The 13,432-nt window shown below is 45.7% G+C and carries 10 protein-coding genes and 2 pseudogenes; 8 read left to right on the forward strand and 4 right to left on the reverse strand.

From position 1 onward, the window contains the following. Positions 1-19: 19 nt before the first annotated feature. From D8Y20_RS00115 to D8Y20_RS00135, 4 genes are all read left to right on the forward strand, one after another. On the forward strand, positions 20-730 hold the full coding sequence (locus D8Y20_RS00115; protein WP_121540999.1) for a polysaccharide biosynthesis/export family protein: 711 nt from the start codon (positions 20-22) through the stop codon (positions 728-730). A 12-nt stretch (positions 731-742) separates the two neighbouring features. Beyond that, complete coding sequence (locus D8Y20_RS00120; RefSeq protein ID WP_161957542.1) at positions 743-2,704, forward strand: polysaccharide biosynthesis tyrosine autokinase; 1,962 nt, start codon at positions 743-745, stop codon at positions 2,702-2,704. A 167-nt stretch (positions 2,705-2,871) separates the two neighbouring features. Next, complete coding sequence (locus D8Y20_RS00130; protein ID WP_121541002.1) at positions 2,872-3,603, forward strand: tyrosine-protein phosphatase; 732 nt, start codon at positions 2,872-2,874, stop codon at positions 3,601-3,603. Continuing rightward, positions 3,590-4,312 carry a hypothetical protein gene (locus D8Y20_RS00135; protein ID WP_121541003.1) on the forward strand — a complete coding sequence of 241 codons (723 nt, stop codon included), beginning with the start codon at positions 3,590-3,592 and terminating at the stop codon, positions 4,310-4,312. The genes D8Y20_RS00130 and D8Y20_RS00135 overlap by 14 nt, the downstream gene beginning before the upstream one ends. A gap of 24 nt (positions 4,313-4,336) precedes the next feature. Here the strand turns inward: D8Y20_RS00135 and D8Y20_RS00140 are convergent, their stop codons facing one another. Together D8Y20_RS00140 and D8Y20_RS00145 are read right to left on the reverse strand one after the other, a co-directional pair. Then, positions 4,337-5,758, reverse strand: a complete 1,422-nt coding sequence (locus D8Y20_RS00140) for an O-antigen ligase (RefSeq protein ID WP_121541004.1) — start codon at positions 5,756-5,758, stop codon at positions 4,337-4,339. Between the two features lie 87 nt (positions 5,759-5,845). Next, entirely contained in the window at positions 5,846-6,640 is a 795-nt protein-coding gene (locus tag D8Y20_RS00145; RefSeq protein ID WP_121541005.1) for a hypothetical protein, read from the reverse strand. A 409-nt stretch (positions 6,641-7,049) separates the two neighbouring features. Here D8Y20_RS00145 and D8Y20_RS00155 point away from each other — a divergent pair. Further along, a pseudogene (locus D8Y20_RS00155) lies at positions 7,050-8,202 on the forward strand (IS3 family transposase). Positions 8,203-8,329: 127 nt separating this feature from the next. Here the strand turns inward: D8Y20_RS00155 and D8Y20_RS13995 are convergent. Continuing rightward, positions 8,330-8,611, reverse strand: a pseudogene (locus tag D8Y20_RS13995) (DUF4372 domain-containing protein); the annotation flags it as partial. A 546-nt stretch (positions 8,612-9,157) separates the two neighbouring features. Further along, on the reverse strand, positions 9,158-10,063 hold the full coding sequence (locus D8Y20_RS00165; RefSeq protein ID WP_121541007.1) for a FecR domain-containing protein: 906 nt from the start codon (positions 10,061-10,063) through the stop codon (positions 9,158-9,160). 447 nt (positions 10,064-10,510) lie between these two features. Here D8Y20_RS00165 and D8Y20_RS00170 point away from each other — a divergent pair, with 447 nt between their 5' ends. From D8Y20_RS00170 to D8Y20_RS00180, 3 genes are all read left to right on the forward strand, one after another. Next, positions 10,511-10,822, forward strand: coding sequence for a hypothetical protein (locus D8Y20_RS00170; protein ID WP_121541008.1), 312 nt, complete (start codon positions 10,511-10,513; stop codon positions 10,820-10,822). Positions 10,823-10,871: 49 nt separating this feature from the next. After that, complete coding sequence (locus D8Y20_RS00175) at positions 10,872-12,536, forward strand: CHASE2 domain-containing protein (protein ID WP_121541009.1); 1,665 nt, start codon at positions 10,872-10,874, stop codon at positions 12,534-12,536. Between the two features lie 245 nt (positions 12,537-12,781). Beyond that, positions 12,782-13,408, forward strand: coding sequence for a transglutaminase-like cysteine peptidase (locus D8Y20_RS00180; RefSeq protein ID WP_236075152.1), 627 nt, complete (start codon positions 12,782-12,784; stop codon positions 13,406-13,408). Positions 13,409-13,432: the final 24 nt, after the last annotated feature.

Here is a 13,432-nt window from a genome sequence, read left to right on the forward strand (position 1 = left end):
TTGGACTACCATTATATGTATGACAATCATATTGAACTTTGTTGGCTTAACTGCAGCACTGGCTGAAACAGAATATTTGTTGGATTCCGGCGATAAAATATCTATTAATGTCTATGGTGAAGAGATGGATGTAGAGGTGCGTTTGGGTGGAGCTGGCTCATTTAAGTTCCCTTTTCTTGGACTACTTGTTGCTAAGGGTAAAAGTGTTGACCAATTAGATGACGAAATAACCCGTAAATTACAAGATGGTTATCTGGTCAATCCTCAGGTGCGTGTACGCATTGAAGAACATCGGCCCTTTTATGTGAACGGTGAGATAAGAAAGCCCGGCTCTTATCCTTATCAACAGGGGTTGACGGTACGCAAGGCTATTTCATTGGCTGGTGGATTTAATGATAACGCTGATGAAGATAAGGTATTTGTGATTCGTGATAATGTTGAGCAGAAAGTAAAACTGAATGCACGCATTCTCCCCGGCGATATTGTTGCCGTTGAGCAGAGTTTCTTTTTTATTAATGGGGAAGTGGAATCGCCTGGGAAATATGCTTATAAGCCCGGCATGACAGTCAGAATGGCTGTGTCTCTGGCTGGTGGGTTTACTGAGAGAGCATCAAAGAGCAATGTGGTTGTGCAGCATGAATCTAATAAGAGTAAAAAACCGCAAGATACAAAACTGGAAAATAGTGTGTTGGCCGGAGATATCATTACTGTGAAAGAGAGTTTTTTTTAGGCTATGAATTATATGAAAACAGAACCGCACTCCGATATGTCAGAGATGGACATCAGCCATTATCTGGCCATTATCAATAGATATAAATGGAGTATTCTGACGCTGAGCTTGCTAACTACACTGTTGGTATCGCTGGTCGTTTTTTCAATCACCCCGATGTATAAGGCTACAACCAAGTTATTGATTGAATCTCAAATGCCCAAGGTTTCTTCGATTGAAGAGCTGTATGGGGTAGATGGTAATAATCAACAATATATGCAAACTCAGTATGAGATTCTTCACTCCCGACGTATTGCAGGTTTGGTTGTTGATAAATTCTATCCAAATCTGAATAATCAGCATGAAACAGCTCATAATGATCCGGCATTGCTTGTTAAAGAGGTGGCAGATGAACCTAGCTGGTTTGAGGAGCTGTTTCCCTCTGGTTCGAATCAAGAACCAACAGTAGCCGTTAATCTCAAGCAACAGAAAACGCAACAACTGTTAAATAACCTGAGCATTAAACCGGTGATGCGAACACAAATTATCGATATAGCTTTTGTGTCTGATAGCCCTGTAGTTGCCGCTCAGATAGCCAATGCATTTGCCCAAGCTTACATTGAAGATCAGTTGGGTTCACGTATTGAATTGACCAAACAAGGTACCAGCTGGTTGTTCGAACGTATGGAAGTGTTGAAATCAAATCTTCAACAATCTGAAAAGCGCATGCAGTTGTATATGGATGAAGAGAAGTTACTCAGTACGGGTGGAAAATCGGCAAGTGGAGAAGGGCTGTCGGCTGCATCCGGTCGTTTGGTACATGCAAAAGCTGAATTTGATCAGGTAAAAAAACGTTATGGTTATAAACATCCTAAATATATTCAGGCAAAATCAGAACTGTCAGCAGCGCAATCGGCACTCTCATCAGATAAGGCTGAAATTCGTAATATAGGCCGTAAGGAAGTCAAATTACGAGAACTCAAGCGTCAGGTTGAAAGTGACAGGCAGATCTATGACATATTTCTGAAGCGCATGAAAGAGTCCAGCCAAGCAGTGGATTACAAAAAAGCCAATGCTCGTATACTGGATACAGCACTGGTGCCCAAGTTTCCGTTCTCACCCAATAAAAAACGATTTATTCTACTGGCTTTTATCGGTGGATTGTTTGTCGGTATTTTACTTGCTTTTCTGAATGAAACGTTAAACAAAACAATCAAAAGCACAGAAGAGGTGGAAAGCAAGCTGGGTCAGGCTAATCTGGGTATCTTGCCCCTGTTACCAAAGGGGAAAAAAGGCGCTATAGCTACATTTCCTGTTCTGGATAAAACCTTGACCGGATATGCCGAATCAATTCGCACAATTCGAACAGGCCTGATTTTATCGGGCCTGGATAATCCACATAAAACTATTCTGGTTACCTCATCCGTACCGGGAGAAGGTAAATCAACGGTCTCTACTAATCTGGCCATGTCGATGGTACAGATGGAGAAAGTGCTACTCATTGGTGCTGATATGCGCCGCCCGTCGCTTCATCGTCTGTTCTCTCTGGATTCTTCTTTAGCAGGCTTGTCTGAATTGGCAGCAGGTACTGCCGGTTTTGATGACTGTATTCAAGTGCATGAAGAGAGCGGTTTGCATGTTATGTTGGGAGGTATCATTCCACCGAATCCACTGGAATTATTGTCCTCGAAACGCTTTGCCAAAGTATTGGCTGCTATTGAGAAACATTATGATCGTATCGTGATCGATTCTCCTCCCGTTCAGGCGGTAAGTGATGCCATAGTACTATCGACATATGCAAAAGCGGTGGTTTATGTGGTTGAGGCTGATAAAACGCATGAGAAGATTGTTCGTAAAAGCCTTCAACGTTTGTTAGAACATGATGCTCCACTTGCAGGCATCGTGTTGAATAAGGTAGATCTTAAAAAAGCTGAAAAATACGGTTATGAATATGGTGGTTATTACGATCAATACGGGTATGGCGATAAGGCTTAAAATGTCAGATGTCAGATGTCAGATGTCAGATGTCAGATGTCAGATGTCAGATGTCAGATGTCGGATGTCGGATGTCGGATGTCGGATGTCGGATGTCGGATGTCGGATGAACTGCGCCGATTACACATGCATCTTGCATCTCACATCTAGCGTCTTACGATCCTCTCATGTTTGATATTCACTGTCATTTATTGCCCGGTATTGATGACGGAGCATCCACGCTTGAGCAGTCACTTGCTTTAGCCCGAATAGCCGTAGCTGATGGTATTACCCATTTGGTCTGCACGCCGCATATTCAGCCGGGCACCTACAATAACAACCTGAACACAATCAGTTCTGCTTTCTCTCTGTTTTCGTATGCGCTTGTCGAACATGAGATTCCACTGCATGTTGCCATGGCAGCAGAAGTACGTATTTGTCCTGAAATCCTGCCGATGATAGCCAGTGGTAATATTCCCATGTTTAAAGCGCCAACTGGCGAGATGACTATGTTGTTGGAGTTCCCACATAGCCATATTCCGCCGGGCAGTGATAAAATGGTACGTTGGTTACGAGAGCAGGGTATCGGTGTGCTCATTGCACACCCTGAACGCAATAAAGAGATGATGCGTAATGTGGATAAACTATTACCATTTATCAATATGGGTTGTAAGCTTCAACTGACAGCGGCTTCTTTAGTAGGTCGTTTTGGTGACTTGTCTAAAATAGTTGCCATTGAATTATTAAAGCGGGGTTGGGTGTCATTGTTGGCTACTGATGCACACAATACCAATCGTAGACCTCCAGTCATGCATGAAGGGCGCAGTGTTTGTGAATCCATCGTTGGTGTAGAGCTTGCAAATATGCTGGTTAATGAGGGACCCTGGTCACTGGTAGGGGGGATGTTTGCCCCAAGATGAACAGCTTTCGGGCCAGATAAATGATTCAGTGGTAGGCATGTTGAAATGGCCGTTGTTAGTCATGCTGGTGAGCATGCTCTTTTTTATGGCGTATCAGGCAGAGCATTATGCTGAAGCGTACGCTGCACAGCACCGTGTTTATATGAAGCTAGCCTCGTGGAACAAATCGTCTGTAGCAGCTCCAACTGTAAAGCAGTGGCAGGTACAGGAAAAGCGTATGAAAAACGCCATTGCATTAATGCCGGGTAATGCAGCGTTTCTCAATACATTAGGCCGACTGTATGAGTTTCGGGCCTTTCGCATGGAGGCCGTTCATGATCAGCTATCAAATGGCTTGAACGCGCTGTCACTGTTCAGGCAGGCCACTCACGCTAGCCCTGCGTGGGTCTATCCATGGATCAACCTGGCTTTGACCAAGGCACGCCTTAATCAGATGGATGCCGAGTTTGGAGAGGCAACTTTAAACGTTATCCAACTAGGACCGTGGGAAGCTGATACGATGGCCTTGTCGGTTGAACTGGGTATGCGAGCGTATGGATCAGTCGATCCAGCACAGTGGAATATGGTTGTGCAATATATACATCGTGTCGTAGATATAAAAGGTGAATACCTCAGAAATAGTTATGCAACATCTGGACGCATTGATGTCATCTGCAATCAACTGTATCGATTAATAGGTGGATCTAGCTATGAAAAAGTGTGTTATTAATGCAGCTCTGCCGAGTGTGTTTCTTTAATGTGTCTTGATCTGCTTTGTTACAAATGGAATGGCCATTAAGGCTGTAAACAGAGCCGCATTGGATGGTACTTGCAGATTAAAGTCGACTGTAGAATGAATCAGAATAGATGTGACTCCCATCAATGCAGCAAAATTCATTCCGAGAATCAGAGCATTGCGCCTCTTGATAAGGTTGATTGCAATTAGCGTGTAAAATATGAGTAGCAGGCAAAGTAGTGGTGCGGTACCAATGACTCCGAGTTCGAGTAAAAATTCTAAATAATCATTGTGGACATGATCAACATAATAGCTTGGCCCTTCTACCTTATAGGCTGGAAACGCACTGAAATAATTGCCCGCACCAATACCACTCCAGCGAAATGATTCTGTCATTGTTAACGTGTCGGCATAGACATCTCCTCTCGAAGCCTCACTAATCACGCTCGTTTGTTCAATCCGGTCGACCACTTTTGAGAAGCCGAACCATGAGCCGATAATTAGAATATCCAGAATGATCAGGCTGGATAAAAAGATGATTACAGATTTGGAGGCGTGACGAGAGAGAGCGATAAACGCGATGCCTGCAATCACGAGACTGGCAAAAAAGGCTGTGTTACCCATCCGTGAATGGGTCATGACTAGAGCAATACAGAGGATAATAAGTAAAAGTCGTATCCGCGCTTTGGGGCCTAGTACTGTTTCGGTGTAGTGTAGAATGCGCTGTCGCCAGTTATTAAAATGATGGCGATGTAATAAGGCGATAAGTAAACCTATTCCAATAGCCAATGACATCTCCATAAGCCCTGCAAGGTGGTCCGGATTAGAGTGAAAGCCTGTGGCGCGGCCTGTGGGTATTAGTAATAATGCATTTGCCATAGAGTAGGTGTATTGATTGATTTGAAATTGATAGTTAGAGAGGATTAATAGTATGGCGGTGACAGCCTGAATGAGAGCAGACAAGAGAATGCTATAAGCAAACAACCGTAAACGTTTATGTGTGTTCACTAAGATTAAGGTAAGTGTAAATAGTAAAAAAAGAGCGAGTGCTTTGTGGAACTGTAGCCACGTTATCATAGGATCAAGTGATATGCTCATGGACCCTGAATTATTTTGTTGATGAAGTTTGTATGCTTCAGGTGATAATAGTGAGAGTATATTTTCAGGAAGATTCAGGCATTGAAATCCGATCCATAAGGTGCTTAGTAGTAACAGCACAACAGGTAAACGACTTTGACTTATTGTAGTGGGGAGTTTCATTGACCCGGTCGTGATCATCAACAGCGTGGCTATGGTTAACAGATAAATCCATATCTCCATGACCGAAATGGCCCATGGGAATTTACTGCCTAGCGGAATAGGTAGCCAGATAAATAGAGCTGCATAGGCGAAAAATAACAGTGTGTTTAAGCGTTCGAGTGCCATTGATTGTTGCATCATAGATGCCAAATAGTACACGAAACCGGTTATTCAGATACAAAAAAAGCCCCGGACTTTCCGAGGCTTTTTTTTGTTCATTGCATTTAATCAAACGCTTGCAGGGAGAGTACGTCCTCCGACTGTAGTCGGTAGCGTTGCAACTGTATTGGTGGCTGTAGTTGCAGCAGTCGTAACTGCAGTAGAATTACCTGCTGCTGTTGCAGCAAGTGTAGCTGTCGGGTCGCTTACTGCGCCAGAATCTACTGCTTGTTGGGCGCCAGCGGTGACTTGAGCAGCTTGTGCGGGTGCCGCTTGTTTGGCGGCAGCGACTACAGCGGTGGCTGCTGCTGGGGCAGCTGATACAGCTGCATTAGTTACTGCTGCTGCGGCTGTAGGGGCAGCAGTGATAGCCGCTGCAGTTGTGGTAGCGGCTGCATTTTCAGTGGCCGCAGCAATTGTAGCTGCGGTGGCTCCTGGTGCAGCGGCGGCTGTAGCTGTGGCGAGAGCTACAGAAGTTGTTACGGCCGCAGTAGTAACTGTAGCGGCAGCAGCTCCTGCTGCTGCATCAATGGATGCTTGTGTGGCTCCGGGTGCTGCTGCGGCTGCGCTTTTAGCTACATTTACGGAGGCAGTTACAGCAGCAGCTGTAATGGCTACAGCCATGCCTGGATTGCTTGTAATAGCTGCCGTGGTGATCGCCGCTGCTTTGGCTGGAGCGGCCGTTACCATCAGGGCAACGGCTTGTTCTGCGCTGAGTCCCTGGTTGGTGATCAGGTCAGCCAGCACAGCTGCTTCTGTTTGAGTCTGTAGAGCCGTTGCAACGGCGGTCTGGTTGGCGGGCACGGCGTTGGCAGCAGAGATGCTGATGATCATAGCTATGATAAACATCATGAAGTTTTTCATTGGTTTGTTCCTCTCTAATTAAGTTTGAGTGATTTGTAATGGCTAAAGCATCCTGCTCGAAGCATATATGCTACTCAATTATAGCAGAGGAATGATCAATCGCAAGCATTCCCCCGCGTAAGAAAAATATTACCACACAACTAGATACCCTGGCATGATTGAAGCACATCAATTTTTGGAGCTATTTCATTGGTAGAAAATCAGGCTTTTGACCTCTTGAGAAAACCCATTTGACTGATTTTACCTGAGCTATGAGCCTTGAAGAGAATGCTGTTGTATTCTATACGTTATCGGGATAAAAAACCCTTGCGGTGATGATGGGGCTTCCCTAACATAAAAGGGATCGGGTTCTACCCTGTTTTTACGGACACATCTAAAAAGAGGCATACAATGCCCATGAGGAGTGTCCATGACCAAGCGAAGAAAATACAGCGCAGAGTTTAAGCGCGAAGCCATAGCCTTTACCAAACAGCCAGGAGTTAGCTGTCGTCAAATTGCCTTGGAGATAGGTATTAATCCCAACCTGCTGTCACGTTGGAAACGAGAAGCGGAAGGCTCATCAGATAAAGTATTCTCAGGCAGCGGTACCCCACGAGACGAGGAGCTGTCTCGTTTGAAGCGGGAACTAGCCCGAGTGAAGAAGGAGCGTGATTTTTTGCGCGAAGCGGCAACGTTCTTTGCCAAGGGATCGTCCTGAGGTATCAGGCGATTCAACGTTGTCGCAGTGAATTCTCGGTTCGTCTTATGTGTCGTTGCTTGAAGGTATCTCCCAGCGGTTATTACGCCTGGGAATCGCGTAGTCCGAGTCTCCGTGAGGCTGAGAACGCCCGATTGTTAGAACGCATTCGGGATATTCACGACGACAGTGGTGGTATTATTGGCGCTCCCCGGATGCACGAGGATCTGCAGGCTGAAGGCGAGAGCATCAGCTTGAATCGTGTGGCCCGGCTAATGGCAGCACACGGCATTCAGGGCTGGCCTCGCAAGAAGGGACGGGGACGAAAGCGGCAGACGGTTCGACCTGCGGGGATAAAAAATCATCTGGAGCGAGATTTCACCGCCCTGGAACCTGACTCCAAGTGGGTTACCGACATTACGGAGATCGCAACGCAGGAGGGCAAGCTATACCTGTGTGTGGTACTAGACCTGCACAGCAAATTAGTGATTGGTTGGTCCATGCATCATAGGCAAGACCGTCACATGGTCATGCGGGCTGTGGAAATGGCTGTATGGCAGCGACGAGGCGCGGCTAACGTTGTTTTGCACTCAGACCGGGGCTGTTAGTTTACCAGTGGCGACTACCAGAAACTGCTCAAGCAACATGGTCTGGTAAGTAGTATGAGCGCTGTTGGCCACTGTGGTGATAATGCTGCCTGCGAAGGGTTCTTTGGCATGCTGAAACGTGAAAGAATCCATCACCGTCGCTATCGAACAATCAACGAAGCAAGAGCAGATGTGTTTGATTATCTGGAGAGGTTCCATAATCCCAGAATGCGGCGCAGACTCGCCGCTCAGGATATGAAGTTTACATCGTTTCTAAACCGTCCGTAGAAACGGGGTAGAACCCAATCAGGTGGTTTTTTTTTGGGGGGGGGGGACGATAGCAAGAACATTACGAATAGAATATGAAGGTGCAGTCTATCATATTCCCTCACACGGAAATGCTTGTGGCGATGAAGATTTTTAGTTTCAGGTATTGCTTGATCCATTTAAAGAATAGTTCGACCTGCCACGCTGCTTGTAAATATCTGCGATGGTATTGGCCGACCAGCGAAAATGATTGGTGATGAATGTATATTCTTTGTTGGTTTCTGTATCCAGATAATCCAGTTTTTCGTTGGCTCTGTCCAATGCTGGTTTACTGACCTTCTTGCAGCCCAGATGATAGTGGCGAGCGGTCTGACTATCCAGCGAGGAGGTGATATCACGCAAGCTTGTACGACCAGCAAGGTGAGCTGTAGCCAGAATAAATTGTGACCACCTCGGTGAAGCATTGCTTCATCGCCTCTCATCGTGTTGCCTGCTGAATGAATTAAATTGATGTCTCGGAATCAATTTAATTATTTGTGAAAAGGTTTTATGATGATGTATGGCGGCCTACTCTCCTTTTGTTGTAGTTAGTTGCTCGATATAACTATGATGACAGAATTCAGAGGATCAGGCTTCTTTTAAACTTATAAGTGGGTCAGCAGAGAGGCAGAGCTCAATTATCTGTTGGTAGTAACACGAAAGAAATTCCGAAACGAAAGAAGCAATTGCGTCATTTACATTTGCCTGAATTGGCAGGTTTGAACAGAGAGACAAAAGGTTGGATGCGTGTGGCATATCGTGAGCATGGGGGCACGATACAGTAGATTGCTGAATAGCAGGGATTCACCATTTTACAGTGAGTCGCTTCATCAAGGTTAGATATGACAATGGGCGAAACAAGACCTTGTAGCGCGTGATCCTATAGCGCCCAAGAAAAAAGGCTCCTCAAGGGGAGCCTTTTATTCTGAACCCTTTACTTTTTAGTTGTTACAGGCTGACCGGCAAGCTGCGACCGGCTAAAGTGCCCGGGAAAGAATTCGGGCCTTTGCCATCATTAAACTTTAAAACGGTATCAGTGTTGCCATTGCCTTGGGCGGCAGTTGGATTGGCTGCATTTGCCGCTCTAATCGCAGCCATTGCAGTTAAAATGGCTGCAACATCTGTATAAACCTGCTGATTCGGAGCTGTTGCTTTGGTTAAAACTGTACGAGTATTTGCCATTTCTGTCGCTGTTAATGTTGTTGCCGGGGCGGGCGAGGTACCATTAGAGCTTCTGCTAAGTATTCCATTTGCTGGTACTTCGAATTGCTGATTTGCTGTAACCATAACCGATTCATTGCTGTTGCCAGCGCCTCGCACTGCGACCCTGCCTTCTGTCACAGTAATAAAAGTTCTTCCATCTGCTGTGATGGTTACATAGAACGCAGTACCGCGCACAGAAATAACTGCCGACGGGGTTTCTACTGTGAAGTCGGTCGTCTCACTGCCCAGTTTGGCTACGACAACTTCAACTGTTCCCTGTACTGCATTCAGGATGGCTTTGCGCACGTTGTTTGTTTCGTCATATGTGAACTCTTTGATATTCATCTCGAAGTTCTGACCCATATTCAACATACTGTTATCGATGAACTTCAGCTGGGTGCGGGAGCGTTTTTTGGTGATTACCGTATCCTGCAAGAGCGCAGGTGTTCCGACCGAGGCTACAAGTGATGCTTTTGTCGCACTGTGTAGGGCACTTACCGAACCGGTCACCGTGGTGAAGCTGGCAACCGATGGATTATCTTCAGCATGGGCGAGATTGACGCCGCCAAGTAGAGAGAACGACAGCATCAAGATGCCTATTTTTTGTAAAGCTGTTGGGGTAAAGGCTATTGCTAGTCTAGTTGAGAACATATTTAAAAATCACCTGTTTGTTTGGGCTACTGTCAAGAACAGTGCAAAAAAGACAATCATAATAAAGCGTAAATCCGTATAACGCACTGCTGTCTAAACGTATCGTTGTTCGCGACATCCTGCCGAGATAAAAGCTGCTCCATAACCCAGTCCATAGATATGCATGAATGGGTGGATGGAATCAAACTCTTGCCGCCTACTATAGACTAAAAATAGCAGAACTCAAACCTATCTGCACAAGCGGGTATGGCCCATTCGAATTTGAGCTTGTGATCGCTGTTGGAATGAAGTGATTCTGTGCGTGCATGGGTAATCCACCGCATGGTTTAATAGCGGGTAGTTATGCGATTGCAAAAGCTGGTAATTTCAACAGGAGCAGTACATGCTGCGCACTGTTCTGGAGAGGAGCATATGGCTATGGCTGCTGCATAGCATGGAGGGTGTTTGATGTTTACAAGGTTGATCCCACTGATTTGTGTCACGGTGGTATGTTTCTGTTCCCCCGCGCTATTAGTCGCTGCCGAACTCTACGCTGAGCAGGTGCTGCTTGAAGAGCCCAGTAAAAAATCTGTCAGTGTTGGTATTGGGGCTAAGGGCGTTGTTTCGGTCATTGAACGCAGAGGTTATTGGGTGAAGCTGAAAGCGGGAAACGTGGTTGGCTGGACCGAACTGGGCCATGTCAAAATGGATGAGACTGTGCAGTGGATGGCGCCAATCGATGTATTGCGTGATACAGGCCGCTTGGGGAAAGCACGTTGATAGCCATGATAGCGTATTCCGAACACCACACTGCTGATGAGGTGACCGCATGAGTGGGCCTCTTCATCGCCTTACACATGATACGCTGCCTCGATGGAATGAATCCTTTTCGAATTATTGCTATAGAAGCTCGCGCTATTTTTATTTGGTGTTGGCAATTATTTTATCGTTTGTTATTGCCATCTTAAGTTTTTTCGAGTCCGATTTCGCCTCCTTTGATGAAGGCACATTCGATACCATTATGAAAATGCGCTGGGCTTCACCGTCTGCATCGAAAGATATTGTGATTCTCGATATTGACGAGAAGTCATTGGCTGAGATGGCTTCTGAATATGGGCGCTGGCCCTGGAAGCGAGATGTGTTTGCACGGGTGTTGGCCGAGCTTGAGTATGTTGAAGCCAAATCGATCATGTTTACGGTGTTAATTGCCGAACCGGATAAGGAACATCCACGCAGTGATGATGCGCTCAGCTATGTGGCAAGTGAGTCGTTTGTGACAGTCTATCCGGTTGTCAGGCTGCCTCAGAAAAATGATCAGTACAGTAAATTGAAGGTGTGTGATCTGATTCCGGCAGGTGTGCTAAGGTGCAATACGGACGCGACTGTCGCAGCAATCCTCCCTGCACTGCCCGGCATGCAGCATGATTTAGCGATCATGAATAATCATATTGATGCAGATGGGATTTTGAGAAAATGGAGTGTGTTGTGGGATGAGGAGGCTTGGAAAATGCCTTCAATGGTTGGAGGGGCACTGTCTCTGGCGCATATTAAGCCGAAGGTGGATCCGAACAATCCATACATTATCAATTGGCGCATTAAGAAAAATAGCTATCAAAGAATATCCCTGGCTGACTATATGGCCGCTTTGGATGGTGGCCAGCAGGTTGCCCCGGATTATTTTAAAGATAAACATGTCATTATCGCTTCATCTGCACCGGGATTGACCATTAAACAATCGACGTCACTCGGCTTGATTGATGATGGCGAAATTCTGGCGACAGCCATGGATGATGCCCTCAATGGCACCGATTTGAAGAAATTACCTAAATGGATCGTGATTCTGGTATCGGTTGTGTATGTCTGGGGAATGGCTTTATTATTCACGTTTGGACGTTCGCAAAAAATACTGGACCGTATGTTTATTGTCATGCAAGTGGTGGCTATGTTGGTTATGGTTCTGGCAATAAATTATACGACATTTTTTATGGACTTTATGCCAACGGCTACATTCGGTTTGATATTTTATTCGATTGCAAGGTTTCATCATGAAAAAGGCGAAAGTGTGTTTACGGGTACGGAAGCGTATTTGGCCCGCTTTGTGTTGGATGAGAAACTGGATTCGGTAGCGATCATGGCATTCAGCGATGATGATTATCATGTCTTGCCAAGCAGGAACGAACTGGTTGCCATGCAACGTGGATTCGATGCTGGCAGAGTGTTTACATTCAACAGTTCATTTGAAGATAGTAAGTTGCTTGAGCAGATGAATTATATCTGCTGCGCAGTGGTAGTTGCCAGTGCAGATAAGCAGCTTGAAATGCAGCAACAATTGCTGGCTAAAATGCAGCAGCGGGGATTAGAAGAACATGTTGTCCAAACGTTCAAATTCCCTCATGCGATCATGCATGACAGAGCGCTTATTCCACATTTTATCGCGATAAAAACCCTTGCTGTGATGACGCAGCTTCCCTATCACTACCACGAGGATGAATGATACGCCGATGTATAGTTCCGTGATGGAATCGGATAATTGTTGTTCACAGCAGGCAGCGGAAGGGAAAGAGGCTTTTTGAAAAATCTTCATCCATATTTAAAATCGATTCTTTTGTGCTGCAAGGTTCAGGTATGTATGATTGAGCTGAGATGGATGAAGGGGAGTAGGGCTGAGCGTATGATTGTTAACGTGCAGAATTCATGACGTTTAAGTCATTTAAATATTTGGCTTTTTTGTTTATTGTGATGTCAGTATCCATAACGACTGCCGACAATCCCGGATTCTCTCCGGCCTTTCTCGATGGCATTGCCAAGCAATATGGTTCAAGAGCGAAGTTGCGCGTTATTGCGTGGCAGAGGCTTATTGATGAGGAGAGAGGTGGTAATGAATGGCAGCTTATTCACGTGGTCAATGATTTCTTCAACCGGGTGAAATTTGTCTCTGACAAAAAGCACTGGGGCCAGGCTGACTACTGGGCGACCCCTGTTGAATTTCTCGCCACCTATGGTGGCGACTGCGAAGATTTTTCTATCGCCAAATATTTCACCTTGCGAGAGCTTGGTGTGTCTGATGAACGCTTACGTATTACCTATGTTAAAGCCATAAAGTTGAATCAGGCCCATATGGTACTGGCGTATTATGAAAACCCTGAAGATGAGCCGCTCATTCTCGATAATCTGATTCCTCGTATTGAGCGCGCTTCAAGAAGAACAGATCTTGTACCCGTTTACAGTTTTAACGGTAACAACCTTTGGATGTCCAAAGAGAGAGGGCAGCAGGGCCGCATCGTTGAGGGGGGCGCAAAGCGAATCAACCTGTGGCGCGATCTCAATAATCGCATGCGCCAGGAAAAACAACCGAACAATAGATAATGCTGCAAAATAGATGAGCCATTA

The organism is Mariprofundus sp. EBB-1, assembly GCF_003665155.1.
GTDB lineage: Bacteria > Pseudomonadota > Zetaproteobacteria > Mariprofundales > Mariprofundaceae > Mariprofundus.